The sequence below is a fragment of the Pseudarthrobacter sp. LMD1-1-1.1 genome, assembly GCF_040676255.1.
GTDB lineage: Bacteria > Actinomycetota > Actinomycetes > Actinomycetales > Micrococcaceae > Arthrobacter.
Genome location: NZ_JBEGHP010000023.1, coordinates 572,560 through 595,596, shown reverse-complemented (window position 1 = coordinate 595,596; position 23,037 = coordinate 572,560). Strand labels below are relative to the sequence as shown.

The following is a 23,037-nucleotide window of genomic DNA, read 5'->3' as shown; positions in this document are numbered from 1 at the left end:
CTACTTCCCTGCGACGCGGATGTCGCGGCCGGAAGCGACCTTGGCGGACATACCCCACAGCTCGATGAAGCCCTTGGCCTGGGACTGGTCGAAGGTGTCACCGGTGTCGTAGGTGGCCAGCGAGAAGTCGTACAGCGAGGTGTCGGAGCGGCGGCCGTTGACGATGGCCTGGCCGCCGTGCAGGGTCATGCGGATATCGCCGGAGACGTACTTCTGGGTGTCCTCGATGAAGGCATCCAGGGAGCGCTTCAGCGGGGAGAACCACTGGCCGTCGTAAACCAGCTCGGCCCAGCGCTGGCCCACGGTGGCCTTGAAGCGGGCCTGCTCGCGCTCGATGGTGATGTCCTCGAGGTGCTTGTGGGCGGTGATCAGCGCCATGGCGCCGGGGGCTTCGTAGATTTCGCGGGACTTGATACCCACCAGGCGGTCCTCGACGACGTCGATGCGGCCGACGCCCTGTGCACCGGCGCGGCGGTTCAGTTCCTTGATGGCCTGCAGCGGGGTGACCTTGACGCCATCGATCGCGACGGGCACGCCGGCTTCGAAGGAGATGGTGACCTCATCCGGTGCCGGCGGGAACTCCGGGGTGGCGGTGTAGTCGTAGATGTCCTTGGTGGGGGCGTTCCAGATGTCCTCGAGGTAGCCGGTTTCGACGGCGCGTCCCCAGACGTTCTGGTCGATGGAGTACGGGTTCTTCTTGGTGGTCTCAATCGGCAGTCCCTTTTCCTCGGCGAAGGCGATGGCCTTGTCGCGGGTCAGGGCGAGGTCGCGCACCGGTGCGATGCACTTCAGGTCCGGGCCCAGGGTCTGGATGCCGACTTCGAAGCGGACCTGGTCGTTGCCCTTGCCGGTGCAGCCGTGGGCAACGGTGGTGGCGCCGAATTCGCGGGCTGCCTTGACCAGGTGCTTGACGATGACCGGGCGGGAGATGGCGGACACCAGCGGGTAGTGGCCCTGGTACAGGGCGTTGGCCTTCAGCGTGGGGACGCAGTATTCGTTGGCGAACTCGTCCGATGCGTCGGCAACGTAGGCTTCGACGGCGCCGCAGCCCAGGGCGCGCTGGCGGATGGTTTCGAGCGATTCGCCGCCCTGTCCGACGTCGACCGCCACGGCGATGACCTCGGCACCGGTGGCTTCACCGATCCAGCCGATGGCGACGGACGTGTCCAGGCCGCCGGAGTAGGCCAGCACAATGCGTTCAGTCACTTTAAATGCTCCTTGTTGGGGTTGGTTGATTTGTTGTCTTCAAGCTTATTGCCCGGCTTCCTCAGCCAGTTGCAGGAAGCGGGCGGCGAGGTCCGGGCCACCCAGCGGGTCACGGGAAACCAGCAGGACGGTATCGTCACCGGCAATGGTGCCCAGGATGGACGGCATCACCGAGTGGTCGATGGCCAGGGCCAGGAAGTTCGCGGCTCCGGGCGGCGTCCGGAGGACTGCGATGTTGGCGGACGCTTCGGCGGTGACCAGCAGTTCGCTGCACAGCCGGGCGAGCCGGGCGTCCAGGATCTCCTGGGTGACTCCGCTCTTGGCGCCCCGTTCGCCTCCTTCGCCGGGGACGGCGTACACCAGGACGCCCTCCTTCCCGCGGACCCGGACGGCCCCCAGTTCCACGAGGTCGCGGGACAGCGTGGCCTGGGTGACCTGGACGCCGTCGTCCGCCAGCAGCGCCGCAAGTTCCGCCTGGGAACGCACGGACTGCCCGGTGAGGATGGCGGTGATGCGCGCCTGTCGGGCAGTCTTGGTGGCGGGGCTGGTGCCCGGGGAGGACGGCTGGGCGGACACTAGAACGTGCTCTCCCCTGTGCCTTCGACGGGGGAAAGTCCGTCCACGAAGGCAAGGCCCGAGCGGTGCATCAGCCAGGCCATCAGCGCCTTCTGGGCGTGCAGCCGGTTTTCGGCTTCGTCCCAGACGATGGACTGCGGGCCGTCGATGACGTCGGCGGAGATTTCATAGCCGCGGTAGGCGGGCAGGCAGTGAAGCACGACGGCGTCTTCCGCGGCGAGTGCCATGGCGTCCGAGTCCACGGAGTAGTCCCGGAACAGCTGCATCCGGGCTTCCTTTTCGGCCTCCTGGCCCATGGACACCCAGGTGTCGGTGGCTACGACGTCTGCGCCCTGCAGCGCTTCCTTGGCGTCGGTGGTGATGAGCACGGAGCCGCCGGTTTCGGCCGCACGCTCCCGGGCTGCCGCGACGATGTCCTCCGCGGGCAGGTAGCCCGCCGGCCCGGCGATGCGGACGTGCATGCCGGCGGTGACTCCGGCCAGGAGGTAGGAGTTGGCCATGTTGTTGGCAGCGTCGCCCAGGTAGCTCATGGTGAGCCCCTTGAGTTCGCCCTTGTGTTCCTTGACTGCCAACAGGTCAGCCAGGAGCTGGCACGGGTGGTAGTCGTCGCACAGGGCGTTGATGACCGGGACCCTGGAGTTCTCCGCCATGGCCACCAGGCCTGCGTGCGCGCCGGTGCGCCACACGATGGTGGACACCATCCGTTCGAGGACCTTGGCGGTGTCCTCCACGGATTCCTTGTGCCCGATCTGGGCTTCGCCCGGGTTGATGACCAGCGCGTTGCCGCCCATGTCGGCAACGCCGGTGGCGAAGGACACGCGGGTCCGGGTGGAGGTCTTGTCGAAGATCACGGCCACGGTCTTGCGGCCGCTGCCTTCCGCGGCGTAGGGCTGCACGCTGTAGGGGGCCGCCTTCATGCGGGCGGCAAGGTCCAGCACCTCTGCCTGCTCGGCGGGGCTGAGGTCGGTGTCCTTGAGGAAGTGCCGGGTTGCGGTGGTCACTGGGCGTCCTTAGCTGCTTGGAGGATTGCCGGGAAAGCGGAGAGGAAGGCATCGGCCTGCGCCGTGGTGAGGATCAGCGGGGGTGCCAGGCGGATGGTGCGCGGACCCGGGCTGTTGACGATGAAGCCGGCGTCGAGGGCCGCCTGCACCACGGCCGGCGCGACGTCGGCGTCCAGGTCGAAGCCGATCAGCAGTCCTTCGCCGCGGACTTCGGTGACGCCGGGAATGGCGCCCAGCGCGGAGCGCAGGTGCTCCCCCACCGCCGCCGCGTTGGCCAGCACGTTCTGGCTTTCGAGGGCGTGGAGGGTGGCCAGGGCCGCCGCGGTAGCCACGGGATTTCCGCCAAAGGTGGTGCCGTGCTGGCCTGCTGAGAGCAACGACGACGTCTGCTCACCAAAGGTGAGCAGGGCACCGATGGGGAAGCCTCCGCCCAGCCCCTTGGCCAGGGTGATGGCGTCGGGGACGATGCCCGCATCCTCGCTGGCGAGCCATTTGCCGGTCCGGCCGATGCCGGTCTGGACCTCGTCCAGGATGAGCAGGGCGCCCACTTTGCTGGTGGCCTCCCGCGCTGCCTTCAGGTAGCCCGGCGGCAGCGGACGGACGCCTGCCTCGCCCTGGATCGGTTCCAGGAACACGGCGGCGACGGTGTCGTCAACGGCTGCCTCCAGCGCGGCGATGTCACCGAACGGGATGTGCACCACGCCGCCGGGCAGCGGCTCGAAGGGTGCACGGTAGGCTTCCTTGGCGGTGAGTGCCAGGGCCCCCATGGTCCGGCCATGGAAGGCGCCCTCCAGGGCAATAATCTTCGTGCGTTTCGTGTCCCCGGAACCGGTGTTGCGCCGGGCCAGCTTGAACGCTGCCTCGTTGGCCTCGGTGCCGGAGTTGCTGAAGAACACCTTGGAGCCGGCGGGCGCGTGGGCCAATTGCAGGAGTTTCTCGGCCAGCGCCACCTGGGTGGGGCTGGTGAAGAAGTTGGAGACGTGCCCCAGGGTGGCCAGCTGGCTGGAAATCACCGACGTCACGAACGGGTGGGCATGGCCCAGGGCGTTCACGGCGATGCCGCCGAGCAGGTCCAGGTATTCCTTGCCGTCGGCGTCCCAGACCAGGCAGCCGGCGCCGCGGACCAGGACCCGCTGCGGCGTGCCGAACACGTTCATCAGCGAGCTGGAGTAGCGGGAGAGCCACTCGGAACCGGCGTGGCCCGTGGTTTCCACCAACTCATTCACTGGTGACTTTTCCATGGTGTTCATCCGTTGATCTCCTCGTCCGGGACTACCTGGGTGCCGATGCCCGCCGTCGTAAATGTTTCAAGAAGCATGGAGTGGGGCAGGCGCCCGTCCACGATGTGTGCGCGTTCCACGCCCTCGTCGATGGCCTTGAGGCACGCGGCCATCTTGGGGATCATGCCGGATTCGAGGCGGGGCAGCATGTCCCTCAGCTCCGACGCCGTGAGCGAGGAAATCAGCGAGGACTTGTCCGGCCAGTTGGCGTAAAGGCCTTCGACGTCGGTCAGGATCACCAGCTTGGAAGCGCCGAGCGCCGAGGCCACCGCCGCTGCTGCGGTGTCCGCATTGACGTTCAGGACCTGGCCGGTGGGCTGGAACCGTGCGGTCCCCGCCACGCCCTCACCGCCGTCGACGATTTCCGGGGCCACCGTGGAAATTACGGGTATGCGGCCCGCGGCGAGGATGTCCATGATGCCTGCGGGGTCGACGCCGACCACCTCGCCCACCAGCCCGAGGTCCACGTCTTCGCCGTCCACCACGGTCCCGGTGCGGACGGCGCGGAGGAGGCCGCCGTCTTCGCCGGACATGCCGACGGCGTAGGGGCCGTGGGAGTTGATAAGGCCCACCAGTTCGCGTCCCACCTGGCCGGTAAGGACCATGCGGACCACGTCCATCGCCTCGGGGGTGGTGACGCGCAGTCCGCCCTTGAACTCGGATTCGATGCCCAGCCGGCTCAGCATGGAGTTGATCTGCGGGCCGCCGCCGTGCACCACTACGGGGTGGATGCCCACATGGTGGAGGAAGACGATGTCCTCGGCGAAAGCTCGCCGGAGTTCGTCGTTGACCATGGCGTTGCCGCCGTATTTGATCACCATGGTGGTGCCGGCGAACCGCTGGATCCAAGGCAGGGCCTCGATCAGGGTTTCTGCCTTGTCCTGGGCGGCGGACATGCTGGTGGTTTCACGCGTCTGGGTGTTCATGTTGTCACTTTCCACAGCGGCTTGTGCCTGGCGGTATTGCCGTGGCCCGGGCTCCTAGCTGGAGTAGGCGCTGTTTTCGTGCACGTAGTCGTGGGTGAGGTCGTTGGTCCAAATGGTGGCTTCGGCGTCGCCTGCCTGCAGGTCGATTTCCACCAGCACTTCGCGGGGTTCCAGGTCCACCAGGGAGCGGTCATCGCCGATGCTGCCGTTCCGGCAGATCTGGACGCCGTTCATGGCCACGTTGAGTTTGTCCGGCTCGAAGGCGGCGTCGGTGGTGCCCACGGCGGAGAGCACACGTCCCCAGTTGGGGTCCTTGCCGAAGATGGCGGCCTTGAAGAGGTTGGAGCGGGCCACGGAGCGGCTGACCGTCTCGGCGTCGGCTTCACTGGCCGCGTTGAAGGTCCGGATGGCGATGTCGTGGCTGGCGCCCTCGGCATCGGCGATCAGTTTGCGTGCCAGCTCGGCGCAGACCTGGGTCAGCCCGGCACCGAAGGCCTCGGCGGACGGCACAGCCCCGGAAGCGCCGGAGGCCAGCAGGACCACGGTGTCGTTGGTGGACATGCAGCCGTCCGAGTCGGCGCGGTCAAAGGTGACGCGGGTGGCATCGCGGAGGACGACGTCGAGCATCTCCGGCTGCACGTCGGCATCCGTGGTGAGCACCACCAGCATGGTGGCCAGGCCCGGGGCCAGCATGCCTGCCCCCTTGGCGATGCCGCCGATGCTGAACTCCTGGCCGTCGGCGTCGGTGCCGATGAAGAGCGCTGACTTGGGCACGCTGTCCGTGGTCATAATGGCGGTGCCGGCGGCCGGACCGCCGTCGGTGCTGAGCTCCGCCGCGGCAGCCTCCACCCCCGGAAGGATCTTGTCCATGGGCAGCTGCTCGCCGATCAGGCCGGTGGAGCAGACGAAGACGTCAGTGGCCGAGATTCCCAGCACCTTCGCCACTTTTTCCGCTGTGCTGTGGGTGTTCTGGAACCCGGTGGGGCCGGTGCAGGCGTTGGCGCCGCCGGAGTTGAGGATGACGGCGTCCACCCGGCCGTCGGAGACCACCTGGCGGGACCAGTGCACGGGGGCTGCTGCCACCCGGTTGCTGGTGAACACGGCGGCGGCGGCCTTGGAGGGGCCGTCGTTGACGACCAGGGCGAGGTCCGGATTGCCGGAGGCCTTGAGTCCGGAAGTGACGCCGGCGGCCCGGAATCCCTGGGGTGCGGTGATGGTCACGGGGCTACTCCCTGCAGGTTGAGGCCGGCGGTTTCCGGCAGGCCGAGTGCGATGTTCATGGACTGCACGGCGCCGCCGGCAGTGCCCTTGGTGAGGTTGTCGATGACGCAGGTGACGATGACCCGGCCGGTGTGGGCATCGAAGGCCAGCTGCATGGCGGCATGGTTGGAGCTCTGGACCGATTTGGTGGTGGGCCACTGGCCTTCCGGCAGCAGGTGGACGAACGGCTCATCCTCGTACGCCTCGGCCCAGGCCAGGCGCAGTTCCGCCGCCGTGGTGCCGGCCTTGACCTTGGCCGTGGCGGTGGTCAGGATGCCGCGGCTCATCGGGGCAAGGGTGGGCGTAAAGGATACGGTGACCTGCTCCCCCGCCGCGTTGGACAGGCCCTGCTCGATTTCCGGCGTGTGCCGGTGGCCGCCGCCGACGCCGTAGGGGCTCATGGAGCCCATGACCTCCGAGCCGATCAGGTTGACTTTGGCGGCCTTGCCCGCGCCTGAGGTGCCGGACGCGGAAACGATCACGACGTCGTCGGGCTCCAGCAGGTGCGCGGCGAACCCGGGGGTCAGGGCCAGCAGGGCGGACGTGGGGTAGCAGCCGGGAACGGCGATGCGCTTGGCTCCCTTGAGGGCTTCGCGCTGGCCGGGGAGCTCGGGAAGTCCGTAGGGCCAGGTGCCGGCGTGGGCGGAGCCGTAGAACTTTTCCCAGGCGGCGGGGTCCTCAAGCCGGTGGTCTGCGCCGGCGTCGATGACCACCGTGCCCTCCGGCAGCTGGGCGGCGATCTCCGCGGAGGCGCCGTGCGGCAGGGCAAGGAACACGACGTCGTGGCCGGAGAGGTTCTCCACCGTGGTGTCCTCGAGGATGCGGCTGGCCAGCCCGTGCAGGTGGGGCTGGAGTTCACCGAGGCGGGAACCGGCGTTGCTGTGGGCTGTGATGGCGCCGATGGTCACACCGGGGTGCCCGGCAAGAAGGCGGAGGACCTCTCCCCCGGCGTAGCCGCTGGCTCCCGAAACCGCAACAGAAATAGTCATGCTCCGACTATACAGCAATAGTTATGCATTGGTACTGATAATTATGCATTCGAGCGCGTCCGGGTAACGCGGCACTTGTCGTGCCGCCCGGGAGTGTCCCTAGGATGGTTTCGGCAGCCGGGGCCGGAGACGCCGGGACCCGCGAAAGGAGAGCCATGACGCACGCAATCGTCGCACGGCAGGCAGGCGGACCGGAAGTCCTTGAGTACACGGAGGCGGAGCCCCCCGTTCCGGGCCCCGGGCAGCTGCTGGTCAAGGTCGGGGCGGCCGGCGTCAACTTCATCGACACCTATAAGCGCAGCGGCACGTACAAAGTCCCCTACCCCTTCACTCCAGGTTCGGAGGCCGCGGGCACTGTCGAGGCAGTCGGCGAGGGCGTGACCGGCTTCGCCGTGGGCAGCCGGGTGGCTACCGCTGAAGGCATCAGCTGCTACGCGGACTACGCGCTGGTGGATGAGGATGCCGCACTGCCGGTACCGAAAGGCCTGGATGTTTTCACTGCCGCAGCGCTCCCCCTGCAGGGCGTCACCGCCCACTACCTGATGAATTCCACCTTCAAGGTGGAGCCCGGCCACAAGGTCCTGCTGCACGCGGGCGCCGGGGGCGTGGGGCTGCTGCTGATCCAGCTGCTCAAGGCACGGGGCGCGGAAGTCATCACCACGGTCTCCACCGACGAAAAGGAGCAGCTTGCGCTCGACGCCGGCGCGCACCACGTGCTGCGCTACGACGGCTTCGCGGAGCGGGTCAGGGACATCACCAGCGGTACCGGCGTCGACGTCGTCTACGACGGCGTGGGGAAGGATACGTTCGACGGCTCCCTGGCAGCCTTGCGGATCCGGGGCATGCTGGTGCTGTTCGGGGCGGCTTCCGGGCCCGTCCCGCCGTTTGACCCGCAGCGCCTCAACGCCGCGGGATCCCTGTTCCTGACGCGCCCCACCATGGGCCACTACCTGCGGGACGCGGCGGAGCGGCGCTGGCGTTCGGACGAGGTGTTCGCCGCCGCGGCCGACGGCAGCCTGAAGGTCCGGATCGGTGCACGCTACCCGCTCAGCCAGGCCGGGCAGGCGCACCGCGACCTCGAAGGCCGCAAGACCACCGGGAAAGTCCTGCTGGTTCCCTAGGCACGGGCGACGTGAACAACGGGCAAACGCCCGAACGGCCTGAAACGGCCCGTCTAGGCGCGCACGACACCTTCCGTTCATCTTGTCCCGGCACAATGCGCAAGTGACTCAGCAGCAGGTCCCCTTTGGGGATTCCGGTTCCGGCGTGGAGCCAGCCAGCATCATCCGGGACGGTGCAGGAGCCGGCGGCCGGGACCAGGAGTCCGGGGACGCCGGCCACAGCGTTGCCGTTTTCCTGCCTCAGCTGGCCGGGGCTCCCGCGGCGCCGCCGGCCCGGACCCTCATTGATGTGCTGCAGGACACGGCCGCCCGGTTTCCTGACGCCTCGGCACTGGATGACGGCCGCACGTCGCTCAGTTACGCCCAATTGCTGGACGAGGTCCGTGCCACGGGACGCCGGCTCCACCTCGCCGGCCTGGGCGCCGGCGACAGGATTGGCGTGCGGATCCCCTCCGGGACCAACGAACTGTATGTCTCCATCCTTGCCATCCTCCTGGTGGGGGCAGCCTACGTTCCCGTGGATGCGGACGATCCCGCAGAACGGGCCCGGCTCGTGTTTGGCGAAGCCCGGGTGGCAGCCGTCGTGGGGGCCGGGGGCTCCGTCGGGCCGGGGCCGGCAGGTGCGGCACGCAGCGGTCCATTCAAGGGCGCGCGCCTGCCCGGACCCGGGGACGACGCCTGGATCATCTTCACGTCGGGGTCCACCGGAACACCCAAGGGGGTGGCCGTCCAGCACCGCTCGGCCGCAGCCTTCGTCGATGCGGAGGCCCGGCTTTTCCTCCAGGATGATCCGCTCGGCCCGCAGGACCGCGTCCTGGCCGGCCTTTCGGTTGCCTTCGACGCCTCCTGCGAGGAAATGTGGCTCGCCTGGCGCCACGGCGCCTGCCTGGTACCCGCACCGCGCGCCTTGGTCCGCACCGGCATGGACCTCGGCCCCTGGCTGATCAACCACGCAATCACCGCCGTTTCCACGGTGCCCACGCTCGCAGCCCTGTGGCCCGCCGAATCCCTCGAAAACGTCCGGCTCCTGATCTTCGGCGGCGAGGCCTGCCCGCCGGAACTCGCCGACCGCCTGGCCGTGGAGGGCCGGGAGGTCTGGAACACGTACGGCCCCACGGAAGCAACGGTGGTGGCGTGCGCGGCGCCGCTGGGCGGCCCTGGACCAATACGGATCGGACTGCCCCTGGACGGTTGGGACCTTGCCGTTGTCGATGCCGCGGGTGTCCCGGTGCCCGAGGGCGGAACGGGTGAACTGATTATCGGCGGGGTGGGGCTGGCACGGTACCTGGATCCGGCCAAGGACGCGGAAAAGTACGCGCCCATGCCCAGCCTGGGGTGGGAGCGGGCTTACCGCTCGGGGGACCTCGTGCGGTTCGAACAGGCGGGCCTGATCTTCCAGGGCCGCGCGGACGACCAGGTCAAGCTGGGCGGCCGCCGGATCGAACTCGGTGAGATCGACGCATCCATGCAGGCCCTCCCCGGAGTGGCCGGCGCGGCAGCCGCCGTGCAGACCACCGCCGCAGGCAACCACATCCTGGTGGGCTACCTTGCCCCCGCACCGGGCCACGACATGGACCTGGGTGCCGCACGGGAACAGCTGGCGGCAAGCCTTCCGGCGGCGCTGGTGCCATTGTTGACGACAGTTGACTCGCTGCCCACCAAGACCAGCGGAAAAGTGGACCGGCACGCCCTGCCGTGGCCCCTGGCGGGTGCAGGCGCCGCAGAGGCGGATGCCGCTCCGCTGAACCTTCCGGATGATGCCGCGTGGGTGGTGGAACAGTGGAGCAGCGTGCTGGGCAGCCCCGTCACATCGCTGGACGCCGACTTCTTCGCCTACGGCGGCGGTTCGCTGTCCGCCGCCCAGCTGGTCTCCGCGCTGAGGGTCCGCTACCCCACCATCACCGTGGCCGATGTTTACGCGACGCCGAGGGTGGGGGCACTGGTGGAGCTGGCGCGGCAGGTCAACCAATCCGGGGACTCCGCTCCTGCGCGGGAGCGGACGGTCCGGCCAACTGCCAGGAAGTCGCAGGTCTTCCAGACACTGATGGGTGTGCCGCTGCACATCCTGGTGGGCATGCGGTGGCTGACCTACCTCATGGCAATCAACAACCTGTTGGCCGGACTCGCCGGATTTACTGCCGCACCAACCATTTCATGGTGGTGGGTGGCAGCGTCCTGGCTGGTGTTCGTCAGCCCGGCCGGACGAATGCTGCTGTCCATCGCAGCCGCGAGGATCCTCCTCCGCGGCGTCAGGCCAGGCATCTATCCCCGGTCCGGGCGGGTCCACCTGCGGTTGTGGCTGGCAGAACAGATCCAGGACCTGGCAGGGGCCATCAGCCTCGCCAGTGCGCCCTGGGTGCCGTACTACGCCCGGGCGCTGGGGGCGAAGATCGGCAGGGACGTCCAGCTTCATTCGCTGCCGCCCGTCACGGGGCTGCTGACGCTCGGCAGCGGAGCCAACGTGGAACCGGAGGTGGACCTGTCAGGCTGGTGGATCGACGGCGACGACGTTCACATTGGGGCCATCCGCATTGGCCGCGGTGCCAGCGTGGGTGCACGCAGCACGCTGATGCCCGGCGCCTCGATTGGGGCCGGGGCGCAGGTGGAAGCCGGTTCCGCGGTGCTGGGGAAGGTGAAGGCAGGCCAATTGGCCGCAGGTTCACCGGCCCGCCGGCAGGGCAAGGCCAAACACAGCGTGCCACATGCCCCGCCCCAGGGCAGGTTTGCCGCACGTGCGTGGTTTGCCGGATTTTCCCTGGCGTCTGCGTGCCTGTCCTTCATTCCGTACCTGTCTGCTGCCGCCGCGCTGTGGGTCGCGTTCACCTTCGTCCAGGGCAGTACGTCGCTGACCGGGGCCCTCCCCCGGCTGCTGGCGGCCCTTGCTCCGGCATCGCTGGTGTGGTTCGCCACGAACGCCGTCCTGGTGCTGGTTGCCACGCGGCTCCTCTCCATCGGGATCACGGAGGGCTACTACCGGATCCGCAGCCGGGTGGGGTGGCAGATCTGGGCCACCGAGCGGGTGCTGGACCTGGCCAGGGACCTGCTTTTCCCCATCTACGCGAGCCTGTTCACGCCGGTGTGGCTGCGCCTGCTGGGCGCGAAGGTCGGTAAGAACGTCGAGGCCTCCACCGTGCTGCTGATACCGAAGATGACCACCGTGGGCGAGGGCGCCTTCCTCGCCGATGACACCATGGTGGCCTCCTACGAACTCGACGGCGGCTGGCTGCGGGTGGCACCGGCGAAGATCGGCAAAAGGTCCTTCCTGGGCAATTCGGGCATGACCGCCGCGGGACGCAGCGTTCCCAAGAACTCACTCGTGGCCGTCCTGTCCGCCACACCGGCGAAGGCAAAGTCCGGCACCTCCTGGCTGGGAAGCCCGCCCGTCCGGTTGCGGCGGACGGCGATCGCCTCCGACGATTCGCGCACTTTCCAGCCCCCGGCGCGGCTGAAAGTCGCCCGCACCCTGTGGGAGCTGGGCCGCTTTCTGCCGGTCATGCTCACGGTCGCCATCGCGGCCGGCACCATGCTGGCCTTCGACTGGATCGCAGCGACCTGGGGCTACGCCGCCGCCGCCCTGCTCACCGGCGTCGTGATGCTGCTGGCGGGCCTCGTGGCGGCAGGGGCGTCCGTCGCCGCGAAATGGGTGCTGGTGGGGCGGATCCGGCCCGGTGAACATCCACTGTGGAGCTCCTTTATCTGGCGGAACGAAGTGGTGGACAGCTTCATCGAACTGGTCACGGCGCCGTGGTTCGCCCGGGCAGCATCGGGCACCCCGGCGCTGGTCTGGTGGCTGCGGGCGCTCGGGGCGAAAATTGGCAGCGGCACGTGGTGCGAGAGCTACTGGCTGCCTGAAGCCGACCTGGTGGCCCTTGGCAGGAATTCCACGGTCAACCGGGGCTGTGTGGTGCAGACGCACCTGTTCCACGACCGTGTGATGAGCATTGACGCTGTTACGCTCGAGGACGGGGCCACCATGGGCCCGCACGGGGTCATCCTTCCCCAGGCCAGCATCGGCGCCGGCGGAACGGTGGGGCCGGCATCCTTGGTGATGCGCGGCGAAGCAGTGCCCGCCGCGACGTACTGGATGGGTAACCCGGTCAGCCCATGGAGCGGGCCCGGATCGCCGTCTGCCACCTAACCGAAGGTCCCATGAGTTCTTCAGCATCAGCCGCCCGGGGCAGCATTCCCGCAGCCACCGGAACCTCCCCGGACCCGTACCTGCCCGGTGCCGGGACAAACGCCTTCCGCGTCGAGCGGTACGAACTGGACCTGGACTACCGGGTGGCCAGCAACCGGCTCAGCGGCAAAGCGGTGCTGCACGGCGTCACCTGCGCTCCGACGTCGGCCATTGTCCTGGACCTCGTTGGCCTGCGCGCCACCAAGGTCCTGCTGGACGGCCGCAAACCGCTCCGGTTCAGCCAGCGGGCCGGGCAGCTGGTCGTCACCTCGCAAGCCCCCTTCGAACCGGAACAGCCCTTCACCCTGGAGGTGCGCTATGAGGGCAACCCGCGGCCGCGGCGCGGACCCTGGGGCCAGGTGGGCTGGGAGGAACTGACGGACGGTGTCCTGGTGGCCGGACAACCCAACGGTGCCCCCTCCTGGTTCCCCTGCAACGACCACTCCAGGGACAAGGCCAGCTACCGGTTCACGGTCACCACTGAAGCGAACTACCGGGTGGTATGCAACGGCGTACTGCAATCGCATACGGCCCGCGCCAGCCGGGAAACCTGGGTCTACGAACAGGCGGAGCCGATGGCCGCCTATCTTGCGACCGTCCAGATTGGCAGGTACGTGCCGTTGGAGCTGGACGCCGGACGGCACGGGGCCCCGGTTCCGCAGTCCGTGGCGGTCTCCCACGCCTTGGCGGACCGTGCCAGGACAGGACTGGCCCGGCAACCGGCAATGATGCGCACCTTCAGCAATTGCTTTGGCCCTTATCCGTTTCCCGCGTACACGGTGGTGGTGACCGAGGACGAACTGGAAATCCCGCTTGAGGCGCAGTCGATGGCAATCCTGGGTCCCAACCACCTGGGCCTGGACTGGGAGTCCCAGCGCCTGATCGCCCATGAGCTGTCGCATCAGTGGTTTGGCAATTCCCTGACCGCTGCGGGGTGGCAGGACATCTGGCTGCACGAGGGCTTCGCCTGCTATGCCGAGTGGATCTGGTCCGAGGAAGCAGGCGTTATGAGCGTGGCGGAGCGGGCCGCGTCGGCCTGGCAGCGGTTGCAGGCTGAGGACCAGGACATCCTGGTGGGCGATCCCGGTCCGGCGCGCATGTTCGATGACCGCGTGTACAAGCGGGGCGCCCTGGCCCTGCACGCCGTCCGGACGGCCGTGGGCGACCTCGCCTTTTTCGCCGTCCTGCAGGACTGGACAGCCGGTCACAGGCACGGCTCCGTCACGACGCAGGACTTCATCGTGGCGGTCAGCAGCGCCACAGCTGTCGATGCGGAGCCGCTGCTGCACCCGTGGCTTTACGAGGAGCCGCTGCCGCCGCTTCCGCTGGCCTGAACGGGTCCGGAGAGTGCGACGGCGGCGGCCAGGTGTGCGGGCAGCCCGGTTTCAGCAGGGCCCAGGTCCCGCAGGCCGGGACGCCGGCTGACGTCCACGGTGGACGGCGCAGTCCGGAGTCCGTCACCGGTCATTTTCAGCCAGGCTTCCTTGCGTGCCCAGAGCCTGGCCCTCGCCGCCGGCAGCAGCTCCACCCTGACGTTCCGGAGGTTCCGGCGCTCCGCAGGCGTCAGGGCAAGCCCGTCGAACCCGTCAAAGCCGGTACGGGACGGATCCTCGATGTCGGCGCCCAGCCGCGTTCCCGGCGAGGCGTCCACCACAGCCACCAACAATGTCCAGCCGGCTGCCCGGGACAAGCTCAATGCCAGCGGCACAGGGGCACCCCGATAGCTGTATCCCGGCCGGCCGTGGCCCACCCCGGGGCCGGTTCCGCACTGCGGGCAGCTGTAGGCCACGGTGAGGTCTGCGGCGGGAAGTGAGAGCAGCTCCGCGGCGAGCCTCCGCTGCGCCAGCCGGCCGGCCAGAAAAGCAATGCCGGCGGCTGGCGGCAAAGCCTTGGCCCGCGCCAATTCGACGCTGTCCAGGAGGCCTTCGGCGTCCTCCTGCGTCCCGCTGTCTTTCCCGGACAGCAGGAAGGGCGGGATGGCGCGCACTTCGCATTGCGCCATGACCCGCCCTTCCCGAAAAGCCTGGAGGAACCCTACCGCTGGACAGCTCCGAAGCGTTCGGCAGCCAGCGCCACTGCGCCTTCACGCGCCGCCGAGGCCTCGTCAGCGGTGAGGGTGCGGTCGGCGGCCCGGAAGCGGAGCCCGAAGGCCAGCGACTTCTTGCCGTCCTCGATGCCCTTGCCTGCGTAAACGTCGAACAGCGCCACGTCTTCCAGCAGCTCTCCGGCGCCTTCGCGCAGGGCGGCAAGGACGTCGTCTGCCGGCACGTCGGCCGGGACCACGAGCGCCACGTCCTGGGTGGCCACCGGGAACGTGGAAATGTGGCGGGCCACAATCACGTCCGGCGCGGCTTCGAACAGGGCATCGGCATCAAGTTCCAGTGCCACCGAACGGGCGGGCATGTCCGAGGCGGCCAGCAGCTTGGGGTGCAGTTCGCCGGCGTAGCCAACGGTCTCCCCCGTGCGCAGCGCCAGCCGGGCGGTGCGGCCGGGGTGGAACGCCTGGTGGCTGCCCTGGCTGACCACCAGGTCCACGCCCAGCACGTCGCCGGCAAGCCGGGCCACGTCCAGGGCGTCGGCCCAGTCCCACACACGGGGCGTGTGGGACGCGGCGGCCGGGGAATCGTGGCCGGTGAGGACTGCCGCGATGTGGAACGGCTGGTTCGGGACGCCGTCGTACAAAGCGTCAAGAACCTCATCGGCAGGCTTGGCACCCAGCGGCGGGATGGAGGCCGTGCCCACCGTCCCCTCGGGCAGGAACACCAGGCCGGATTCGAACAGGGCCAGGTCCCGGAAGCCACGGGAGTGGTTGCGCTTGGCCACCTCGATCAGTCCGGGCAGGATGGACGTGCGCAGGTAGCCGTGCTCCTCGCTGATCGGGTTGGCCAGCTTGAGGGCGGTCCGCGCCCCTCCTTCGTCAGCCACGCCGAAGGTGTCGTTGGCCGCCTTGGAGACGAACGGGTAGGACAGGACCTCGGTGAGTCCGGCGTCGGCCAGTGCCTGGATGAGGCGGCGGCGCTGCTGCTGGACACGGGTGAGGCCGCGGCCCGGAGGGGCGACCGGCAGCGTGGCGGGGATCTTGTCGTAGCCCACCAGCCGGGCGATTTCCTCGGTCAGGTCTTCCTTGGTCTCCAGATCGCTCCGCCAGCTCGGCGGCGTCACCGTCCACCCGGCGTCGTGCTTTGCCACCACGGCGCCCAGGTCCTCAAGCGAGGTGACGATCTGGTCTTCGGTGAAGTCGATGCCAATCCGTGCGGCAGCGAAGCCTGCGGGCAGCTCGATGGTGATGGTTTCCGGGGCGGTCCCGACGTCGGTGCCGGCTTCGTCGGCAGTGCCGCCGGCCAGTTCCACCAGGAGGTCCACCACGCGCTGGGCGGCGATGCCCGCCACCTGCCAGTCCACGCCGCGTTCGAAGCGCTTGGACGCCTCGGACGGCAGCTTGTGCCTGCGCCGGGACCTGCCGATGGACACGTCGTCAAAGTGCGCCGCCTCAACCAGGATGTTCGACGTCGAATCGCTCACCTCGGTGGCCGCGCCGCCCATGACGCCTGCGATGCCGATGGCGCCGGAGTCGTCGGTGATGAGCAGGTCCTCGGCGTCAAGGGTGCGTTCCTTGCCGTCCAGGGTGGTGATCTTCTCCCCTGCGGCGGCGCGGCGCACCACGATGTCGCCGGAGAGCTTGTCCAGGTCATAGCAGTGCGTGGGCTGGCCCAGTTCGAGCATGACGTAGTTGGAGATGTCCACCGGCAGCGAGATGGAGCGGATGCCGGCGAGCCGGAGCCGGGAGACCATCCATGGCGGAGTGGGACGGGTGGCGTCCACGCCCCTGACGGTGCGGGCCACGAACCGGTCGCAGCCGGCCTTGCCGTAGATCGGGGCGTCGTCGTTGAGCTTGACGCCGTAACCGCCGGAAAGTTCGGCCGGCGCCTGGACCCTGGAGGCGGGATCCGTGAAGGCGGTGCCGGTGGCGTGCGCGTATTCGCGGGCCACGCCGCGGATGGAGAAGGCGTAGCCGCGGTCCGGGGTGACGTTGATTTCGGCTGCCTGGTCGTACAGGCCCAGGAGCTCCATGGCGTCGGTACCCACCTCAGGGTCCAGCCCGATGCGGGACAGCACCAGGATGCCGTCATGGTCCTCGCCGATGCCCAGTTCGCGGACCGAGGCGATCATGCCGGCGGAAAGGTGGCCGTACGTCTTGCGGGCGGAGATGCGGAAGTCGCCGGGCAGCACGGCGCCCGGAAGCGTGACCACCACTTTGTCGCCCTCAACGAAGTTGTGCGCGCCGCAGATGATGCCTTGGACGCCGGACGGGTCGATGCCGTCCCCGGTGAGGGTCTGTTCCTTGCCTTCGGGGACTACGCGGACCTGGCACCAGTTGATGGTCTTGCCGTTGGTCTGCGGTTCCTTGACCAGGCTCAGGACCTGGCCCACCACCACGGGGCCCTGGAGGGTGTCCGTGGGACGGTGGACGGCTTCTTCTTCAAAGCCGACCTTGACCAGTTCTTCCATGACGTCTTCGGCCGTTGCTCCGGCCGGTACTGCTGCGAATTCCCGCAGCCAGGAAAGTGGGATACGCACTGTTAGATCTCCATCCCGAAGTGCTCGCTGAACCGTACATCGCCTTCGATCATGTCGTGCATGTCGGCAACCTCGTTGCGGAACATGAGGGCACGCTCGATGCCCATGCCGAAGGCAAAACCTGAATAGACGTCCGGGTCGATGCCCGCAGCGCGCAGGACGTTGGGGTTGACCATGCCGCAGCCGCCCCACTCGATCCAGCGCGGGCCGCCCTTGGCGCCGGGGTGGAAGATGTCCAGCTCGGCGGAGGGCTCGGTGAACGGGAAGTAGTTGGGGCGCAGGCGGACCTTCGCCTCCTCGCCGAACATTTGCCGGGTGAAGTGCTCCAGGGTGCCCAGCAGGTCCGCCATGGACAGGCCCTTGTCGATGGCAAGGCCCTCAAACTGGTGGAACACCGGGGTGTGGGTGGCGTCCAGCTCATCGGTGCGGAACACCTTGCCCGGGCACAGCACGTAGATGGGCACCTCACGCTCGAGCATGGAGCGGACCTGCACCGGGGAGGTGTGGGTGCGCATCAGCAGGTGGGCTTCGGGCGGCTCCACGAAGAAGGTGTCCTGCATTTCGCGGGCCGGGTGGTCCGGCTTGAAGTTCAGGGCGTCGAAGTTGAACCACTCGGATTCCACCTCGGGGCCCTCCGCGATCTCCCAGCCCATTCCCACGAAGATGTCCGCCACGCGGTCCTGCAGGGTGGACAGCGGGTGGCGCGCACCGGCGCGGCGGCGGCGGGGGGCAGCGGTGACGTCCACGGTCTCCTCAACCAGGATCCGGGCATCATTCTCGGCTTCGAGTACCTCGGTCCGGTCGGCGAGCGCCTTGTTGACCCGGCCGCGGGAAGCACCCATCAGCCTTCCGGCGAGCGCCTTCTGGTCCTTGGGGAGGCGGCCGATTTCCCGGTTGGCCAGGCTAAGCGGCGATTTTTCGCCGCTGTGGGCGAGGCGCACCGCCTTCAGCTCGTCAAGGGTGGCCGCACCGGCGATGGCGGTGATGGCCTGGTCTACAGCGGCGTTGATGGCGGCCTCATCCGTGGGGTTCGGGATGGCGGCGCCCGGCAAAGTTTCAGTCATCTACTGTTCTTAGCTACGAGTCGTGGCTGCCTGCGGCCGGGGCAGCCCTGCGCGGTTTCCCGCCCGGTGCCTCCGTCGCTGGCAGGTCATGGATGAATGCGCTGAACGTCAGTGTCATTCAATGACCAGGTCAGGGCTCGCCGGCAGGACCGGCGGCCACTGCCCTCCAGTCTAGTAGAACCCTCCGGTTACCATGGCCTCATGACGTTGCGGCAGCACGCAGGTTCGGTGAATGGCCCGACGACGGCCCAGCGGCTCAGGCGGGCAGCAAACCTCCTCAACGGGAGCACCCTGGCCGGGCTCGCCGTCGCCCTGGCCGCCCGGACCCGGATCAGCCGGGGGCCGCGCGGCCTGATCATTGCGGCCGGCTACCGCTGGCGGCTGCCGTTCGCCGGCGCCTTCACCCTGGGCAACGTGGTGCTGTGCCGCAGCACGGCTGCGGACCTGCTGTCCCGGCCTGCGCTCCTGGGACACGAGGAACGGCATTGCAGCCAGTACGCGTGGTGCCTGGGGCTGCCCTTCATCCCCTTGTACCTGGCAGCCGCCGGCTGGTCCGTGCTGCGCACCGGCAATCCGGGGACGGCGAACATCTTCGAGCGGCGGGCAGGCCTTGCCGCCGGCGGTTACCCACTCCGGGCGGCGAGGCAGCCGTGACGGGCCAGGACCCGCAGGACCGCCGGGATCCTGGGGCCATCACCGTCACGGGGACTGGATGGGCGGAGGCCGCACCGGACCTGATGCTTGTTTCCATAGGCGTGGAGTGCCGCGCCGAATCGGTGGCGGAAGCCTACGCGGCAGCAGGCAGGGACCTGGCGGCAGTTGGAGCGGCCCTCCGCAGCCGGGGCGTTTCCCCGGACGATATCCGCTCGGCCGGCCTGGCCGTCCGAGCGGACCTCGCCTGGCGGGACGGTGAGGGCCAGCGGCTTGTGGGCTACATTGCCTCCAGCAGCCTCGCGGTCAGGCTGCGGGACCTCGGCAGCGCGGCGGCCACAGTTTCAGCAGCCGTCCACACCGCCGGGGACAATGTCCGCCTGAACAGCCTGCAGCTGGTCCTTTCGGACGACTCAGTGGTCCGGGCGCAGGCGCGTGACGCGGCCTGGCAGGACGCGCTGGGTTCCGCTGCGCAGTATGCCGCACTGGCCTCGGCCGGCCTGGGCCGGGTCCTGTCCGTCACCGACCAGCGCCCGGCGCCGGGACCGGTACCGTTTGCCGGGCTGCAGCGGGCATCCGCCACGGAAGGTCCACAGGTTGAGCCGGGCCTGAACCGGGTGGAGGCAGCCGTCACCGTCACATGGGAACTGCGGCCCTAGCCCCGATGGCGCCTGGAGCCGTATGGGCCGCGTCGAGGCATAGTTTCCACTGGCTTCGACTGCGTGGCGCCTTGACTTAAATTCGAACATGTTTTCGAATGGGTCCCATGAGATGGGAAGCGCAAGCACTGGTGCCCACGCCGGAAACCGCAGGAGGACCCGGTCCCGCGCTGCTTCCGCTGGCCGGGCTGGTCCGCTCGGTCACCACCCCCGAGTTCGCCGGGATCACGTTCCACGAGGTCACCGCAAAATCGGTGCTCAACAGGGTCCCGGCGGGATCGAAGATGCCTTTCGAGTGGACAGTGAATCCCTACCGCGGCTGCAGCCACGCCTGCGTTTACTGCTTTGCCCGCAAGAGCCACACCTACCTTGACTTCGACGCCGGCATGGATTTCGACAGCCAGGTGGTGGTGAAGGTCAACGCCGCGGAAGTCCTCCGGAAGGAACTGAACAAGGCCTCATGGACGCGCCAGCAGGTGGCGCTGGGCACCAACACCGACCCCTACCAGCGGGCCGAGGGCAGGTACCGGCTCATGCCTGGCATCATCAATGCCCTGGCGGAGTCCGGCACTCCCCTGTCCATCCTTACCAAGGGGACCCTGCTGGCACGGGACATCCCGCTGCTCAAGAGTGCTGCCGCACAGGTGCCGGTAGGGCTTGGCATCTCCCTGGCCATGACCGACGAAGCCCTCTCCGAGGCCATCGAGCCCGGCACCCCGGGGCCCAGGGCCCGGCTCAAACTGGTGTCCCGGCTGCGCGAAGCCGGGCTGCCCTGCGGCGTCATGGCGATGCCCATCCTGCCGTGGCTCTCGGACAGCGATGAATCCCTGGATGCGCTGTTCGGTTCCCTGGCGGCCGCCGGCGCAACCGGAGTCAGTGCGGGCGCGCTGTACCTGAAGCCGGGCACCAGGGAATGGTTCATGAAGTGGATCGCCGCCAACCATCCCGAACTGGCCGGCCGCTACCGGCGGCTCTACGGGACCGGCTCCTACGCGTCCAAGGAATACCGGACGTGGCTTGCCGGCAAGGTCCGCTATTTCAAGGCACGCCACGGCTTTTCGCATTCCTCCGGCTTCAGCCACCGGGACCTCAACAACAGGGACCTCGACAACCGGGACGTGGATGATCCACGCGCCGAGGAAGCGGAGTATCCGGCGGGGAGCATTCCGGCTGCAGCGCCCGGAGGTCACACGGCTGCTTCAGCGCCGCCGTCCGCGGTGCAGGATTCCCTGTTCTGAGCAGCCTGGATTATCGGGCGTGGGCCCGGCCCTGCCCCGGTGCCAGTGCGCCCGCTGACTCCAGGAGGGCACGCACAATCGGGTAATCGGCCGGAATCCACGGCAGCCCCAGGACTGCTTCGCTGTCCTGCAGCCGGATCCAGCGCAGTTCGTCATGGTCTTCCAAAGGTGCGGGATCGCCACGGGTCACCTCGGCGAACCACACCCTCATGCTGGCCCGGTCGTTCAGGGGCCATCCGGCCGGTGTTTCCGCCGGCAGCTCTGCCCCCAGCCGCACCCCGATTCCCAGCTCCTCGGCCAGTTCCCGTACCAGTGCCGCTTCGGGCGCCTCGCCGTGTTCCACCTTGCCTCCGGGGAACTCCCACAGCCCGGCGAGGTGCTCCGGAGCGCTCCGCCGCGCCACCAGCAGTGCCGTTGGATTGGCAAGCCTGTCCACCACGGCTCCGCCCACTACCTGAATCAGTTCAGTCACCGGCCCATTCTATGGGCCACAATGGGAACAGCCCGGATCAGCATTTCCCGTCCCAGGGAATAGGGCCTGCCCGCCCGGGGTTGGCCTCACTGTCCGGACCTTCCTGCCCCATTGCCGTGGCGTCCCGTCCCAGTTCCCGTTCCACTTTTTGAAAAGCAGGCATATGAGCAGCGTCCTTTCCCCGTCCACGGCAGCCCGCACCAAGACCCCCAACGTCGGCATGGCCATCTTTGCCCTGGCCATGGGCGGGGTGGGCATCGGCGTCACCGAGTTCACCATGATGGGCCTGCTGAAGGAAGTGGAACAGGGCCTGGGGATCAGTACTCCAGAGGCCGGGCACCTGATCTCCGCCTACGCACTGGGAGTAGTGGTCGGCGCTCCGCTCCTTGCCGCCGTCGGCGCCAGGCTCCCCCGCAAGAAACTGGCACTGGGCCTCCTGCTGTTCTTCACCGTGGCCAACCTGACCTCGTTCATAGCCCCTGACTACGGGACGATGCTCGTGTCCCGCTTTGCCGCCGGGCTGCCCCACGGGGCGTTCTTCGGAGTTGCAGCCGTCATCGCTGCATCCCTGGTTCCCCCCACCCGGCGGGGCTGGGCCATCTCCATGGTCATGGCCGGGCTCAGTGTCTCCAACGTGGTGGGCGTCCCGTTCGCCACCTGGCTGGGCCAAACCTTCGGGTGGCGCCTGCTGTTTGTCCTGGTGGGCGCCATCGGCCTGGTGGCCCTGGCCATGGTGTGGAAGTTCGTCCCGTTCCAGCAGGCCCACCCCGATGCCAGCATCCGTCGCGAACTTGGCGCCCTCAAGCGGCTACAGGTCTGGTTGGCCCTCCTGGTGGGCATCGTGGGCTTCGGCGGCTTCTTCGCCACCTACACCTATATCGCGCACACCATGACGGCCGTGGCCGGCATCCCGTCGGGGCTGCTCCCCCTGGTGGTGGCCCTGTACGGACTGGGGATGGTGGCCGGCAACATCGTGGGTGGCAGGTTGGCCGACAAATCGGTAATGGGCACCCTCTACCGGGTCCTCCCGGCCATTGCCGTGGCCCTGGTGGTTTACGCGGTGGCAGCCCACTGGCAGTGGAGCGCCATGGTGATGGTGTTCGTGGTGGGAGCTTCCGGTTCCATGCTGATCCCCGCCCTGCAGACCCGGCTCCTCGACGCCTCCCCGGATGCACCGTCGCTGGCATCTTCCCTCAATCATGCCGCCCTCAACGTCGCCAACGCACTCGGCGCGTTCCTTGGTGGAGTGGTCATCGCCCTCGGGTGGGGATTTGTTGCCCCGGCACTCGTCGGCGCCGTCCTGGCCGTCCTCGGTTTCGGCGTCGCCCTCCTCAGCGGCCTGCTGGAACGCAAGAGGCCGCTGGCGGGCTAAGCTGGCGCCCACTGCGCGCCCCGAGGCCACGGCCCCTCCAACTCCCCGCCGATTCAGGCTCCTAACGATGCGGCAACGCCCTTTTTGGGGCTACTGACTTTGCGGGGTGCTTATGTTAGCTTGAGGCTCATCGGGACTATTAATCCCGGTCACAATGAGGAGGAGACATGGGTTTTCTTGCTTGGATTATTCTGGGCCTGATTGTCGGGGCCATCGTTAAAGCCGTTATGCCCGGTCGGGTCGGCGGCGGCTGGGTTACCAGCCTCATCCTGGGTGTCGTTGGAGCCATCGTTGGCGGCTGGATTGGCAGCCTCCTGTTCAACAAGGGCGATCTTGCCTTCTTCGACCTCGGCACCTGGATTCTCGCTATCGTCGGCGGCCTGGTTGTCGCCGGCATCTACGGAGCCGTCACCGGACGCGGAAAAGCCAGCCGCGCTCCCTGATAACTCTGTCCTGCAACAACCATC

General features: G+C 68.3%; 19 protein-coding genes. 8 read left to right on the top strand and 11 right to left on the bottom strand.

Going from position 1 to position 23,037, the window contains the following annotated elements; all coding sequences use genetic code 11:
• Genes MRBLMD1_RS16310 through argC form a run of 7 tightly spaced genes read right to left on the bottom strand, consistent with a single transcriptional unit; the run spans window position 1 to window position 7,238 of the window.
• On the bottom strand, window positions 1-1,206 hold the full coding sequence (locus MRBLMD1_RS16310; RefSeq protein ID WP_018763590.1) for an argininosuccinate synthase: 1,206 nt from the start codon (window positions 1,204-1,206) through the stop codon (window positions 1-3).
• A gap of 45 nt (window positions 1,207-1,251) precedes the next feature.
• Window positions 1,252-1,782, bottom strand: a complete 531-nt coding sequence (locus tag MRBLMD1_RS16305; protein WP_159632296.1) for an arginine repressor — start codon at window positions 1,780-1,782, stop codon at window positions 1,252-1,254.
• Window positions 1,782-2,783, bottom strand: a complete 1,002-nt coding sequence (gene argF / locus MRBLMD1_RS16300) for an ornithine carbamoyltransferase (protein WP_364401424.1) — start codon at window positions 2,781-2,783, stop codon at window positions 1,782-1,784. The genes MRBLMD1_RS16305 and argF overlap by 1 nt, the downstream gene beginning before the upstream one ends.
• Complete coding sequence (locus MRBLMD1_RS16295) at window positions 2,780-4,033, bottom strand: acetylornithine transaminase (RefSeq protein ID WP_224025632.1); 1,254 nt, start codon at window positions 4,031-4,033, stop codon at window positions 2,780-2,782. Before MRBLMD1_RS16295 ends, argF begins: the two co-directional genes overlap by 4 nt.
• Entirely contained in the window at window positions 4,030-4,989 is a 960-nt protein-coding gene (gene argB, locus MRBLMD1_RS16290) for an acetylglutamate kinase (protein WP_364401421.1), read from the bottom strand. Before argB ends, MRBLMD1_RS16295 begins: the two co-directional genes overlap by 4 nt.
• Window positions 4,990-5,043: 54 nt before the next feature.
• Entirely contained in the window at window positions 5,044-6,210 is a 1,167-nt protein-coding gene (argJ, locus tag MRBLMD1_RS16285) for a bifunctional glutamate N-acetyltransferase/amino-acid acetyltransferase ArgJ (protein WP_364401418.1), read from the bottom strand.
• On the bottom strand, window positions 6,207-7,238 hold the full coding sequence (gene argC / locus MRBLMD1_RS16280) for an N-acetyl-gamma-glutamyl-phosphate reductase (protein WP_224025629.1): 1,032 nt from the start codon (window positions 7,236-7,238) through the stop codon (window positions 6,207-6,209). Before argC ends, argJ begins: the two co-directional genes overlap by 4 nt.
• A 155-nt stretch (window positions 7,239-7,393) precedes the next feature.
• Between argC and MRBLMD1_RS16275 the strand changes: the two genes are divergently transcribed.
• The 3 genes from MRBLMD1_RS16275 to MRBLMD1_RS16265 all read left to right on the top strand — a co-directional run bounded on the left by MRBLMD1_RS16275 (window position 7,394) and on the right by MRBLMD1_RS16265 (window position 13,870).
• The gene (locus MRBLMD1_RS16275; protein WP_159632302.1) at window positions 7,394-8,359 is read left to right on the top strand and encodes a quinone oxidoreductase family protein; all 966 of its coding nucleotides are present in this window, start codon (window positions 7,394-7,396) and stop codon (window positions 8,357-8,359) included.
• Between the two features lie 235 nt (window positions 8,360-8,594).
• A complete protein-coding gene (locus MRBLMD1_RS16270) occupies window positions 8,595-12,497 on the top strand; it encodes a Pls/PosA family non-ribosomal peptide synthetase (RefSeq protein ID WP_364401490.1) in 3,903 nt (1,300 codons plus the stop codon).
• A gap of 11 nt (window positions 12,498-12,508) precedes the next feature.
• A complete protein-coding gene (locus tag MRBLMD1_RS16265) occupies window positions 12,509-13,870 on the top strand; it encodes a M1 family metallopeptidase (RefSeq protein ID WP_364401413.1) in 1,362 nt (453 codons plus the stop codon).
• Here the strand turns inward: MRBLMD1_RS16265 and MRBLMD1_RS16260 are convergent.
• Genes MRBLMD1_RS16260 through pheS form a run of 3 tightly spaced genes read right to left on the bottom strand, consistent with a single transcriptional unit; the run spans window position 13,834 to window position 18,178 of the window.
• Window positions 13,834-14,538 carry a 4'-phosphopantetheinyl transferase family protein gene (locus MRBLMD1_RS16260; RefSeq protein ID WP_364401410.1) on the bottom strand — a complete coding sequence of 235 codons (705 nt, stop codon included), beginning with the start codon at window positions 14,536-14,538 and terminating at the stop codon, window positions 13,834-13,836. The two genes, MRBLMD1_RS16265 and MRBLMD1_RS16260, sit on opposite strands and share 37 nt — an antisense overlap.
• Before the next feature lie 32 nt (window positions 14,539-14,570).
• On the bottom strand, window positions 14,571-17,114 hold the full coding sequence (gene pheT / locus MRBLMD1_RS16255; RefSeq protein ID WP_364401407.1) for a phenylalanine--tRNA ligase subunit beta: 2,544 nt from the start codon (window positions 17,112-17,114) through the stop codon (window positions 14,571-14,573).
• Window positions 17,115-17,116: 2 nt separating this feature from the next.
• The gene (gene pheS / locus MRBLMD1_RS16250; RefSeq protein ID WP_364401404.1) at window positions 17,117-18,178 is read right to left on the bottom strand and encodes a phenylalanine--tRNA ligase subunit alpha; all 1,062 of its coding nucleotides are present in this window, start codon (window positions 18,176-18,178) and stop codon (window positions 17,117-17,119) included.
• A gap of 201 nt (window positions 18,179-18,379) precedes the next feature.
• Here pheS and MRBLMD1_RS16245 point away from each other — a divergent pair, with 201 nt between their 5' ends.
• The 3 genes from MRBLMD1_RS16245 to MRBLMD1_RS16235 all read left to right on the top strand — a co-directional run bounded on the left by MRBLMD1_RS16245 (window position 18,380) and on the right by MRBLMD1_RS16235 (window position 20,726).
• Entirely contained in the window at window positions 18,380-18,832 is a 453-nt protein-coding gene (locus tag MRBLMD1_RS16245) for a hypothetical protein (protein ID WP_159632307.1), read from the top strand.
• Complete coding sequence (locus tag MRBLMD1_RS16240) at window positions 18,829-19,488, top strand: SIMPL domain-containing protein (protein WP_364401400.1); 660 nt, start codon at window positions 18,829-18,831, stop codon at window positions 19,486-19,488. Before MRBLMD1_RS16245 ends, MRBLMD1_RS16240 begins: the two co-directional genes overlap by 4 nt.
• Before the next feature lie 107 nt (window positions 19,489-19,595).
• Complete coding sequence (locus MRBLMD1_RS16235; RefSeq protein WP_364401397.1) at window positions 19,596-20,726, top strand: Rv2578c family radical SAM protein; 1,131 nt, start codon at window positions 19,596-19,598, stop codon at window positions 20,724-20,726.
• A gap of 10 nt (window positions 20,727-20,736) precedes the next feature.
• Here the strand turns inward: MRBLMD1_RS16235 and MRBLMD1_RS16230 are convergent, their stop codons facing one another.
• Window positions 20,737-21,198: a (deoxy)nucleoside triphosphate pyrophosphohydrolase gene (locus MRBLMD1_RS16230; protein ID WP_364401394.1), complete on the bottom strand. Its 462-nt coding sequence runs from the start codon at window positions 21,196-21,198 to the stop codon at window positions 20,737-20,739.
• A 163-nt stretch (window positions 21,199-21,361) separates the two neighbouring features.
• On the opposite strand from MRBLMD1_RS16230, the gene MRBLMD1_RS16225 reads away from it, so the two are divergent.
• Window positions 21,362-22,570 carry an MFS transporter gene (locus MRBLMD1_RS16225; RefSeq protein WP_224025622.1) on the top strand — a complete coding sequence of 403 codons (1,209 nt, stop codon included), beginning with the start codon at window positions 21,362-21,364 and terminating at the stop codon, window positions 22,568-22,570.
• 167 nt (window positions 22,571-22,737) lie between these two features.
• On the top strand, window positions 22,738-23,013 hold the full coding sequence (locus MRBLMD1_RS16220) for a GlsB/YeaQ/YmgE family stress response membrane protein (RefSeq protein WP_159632311.1): 276 nt from the start codon (window positions 22,738-22,740) through the stop codon (window positions 23,011-23,013).
• Window positions 23,014-23,037 lie beyond the last annotated feature (24 nt).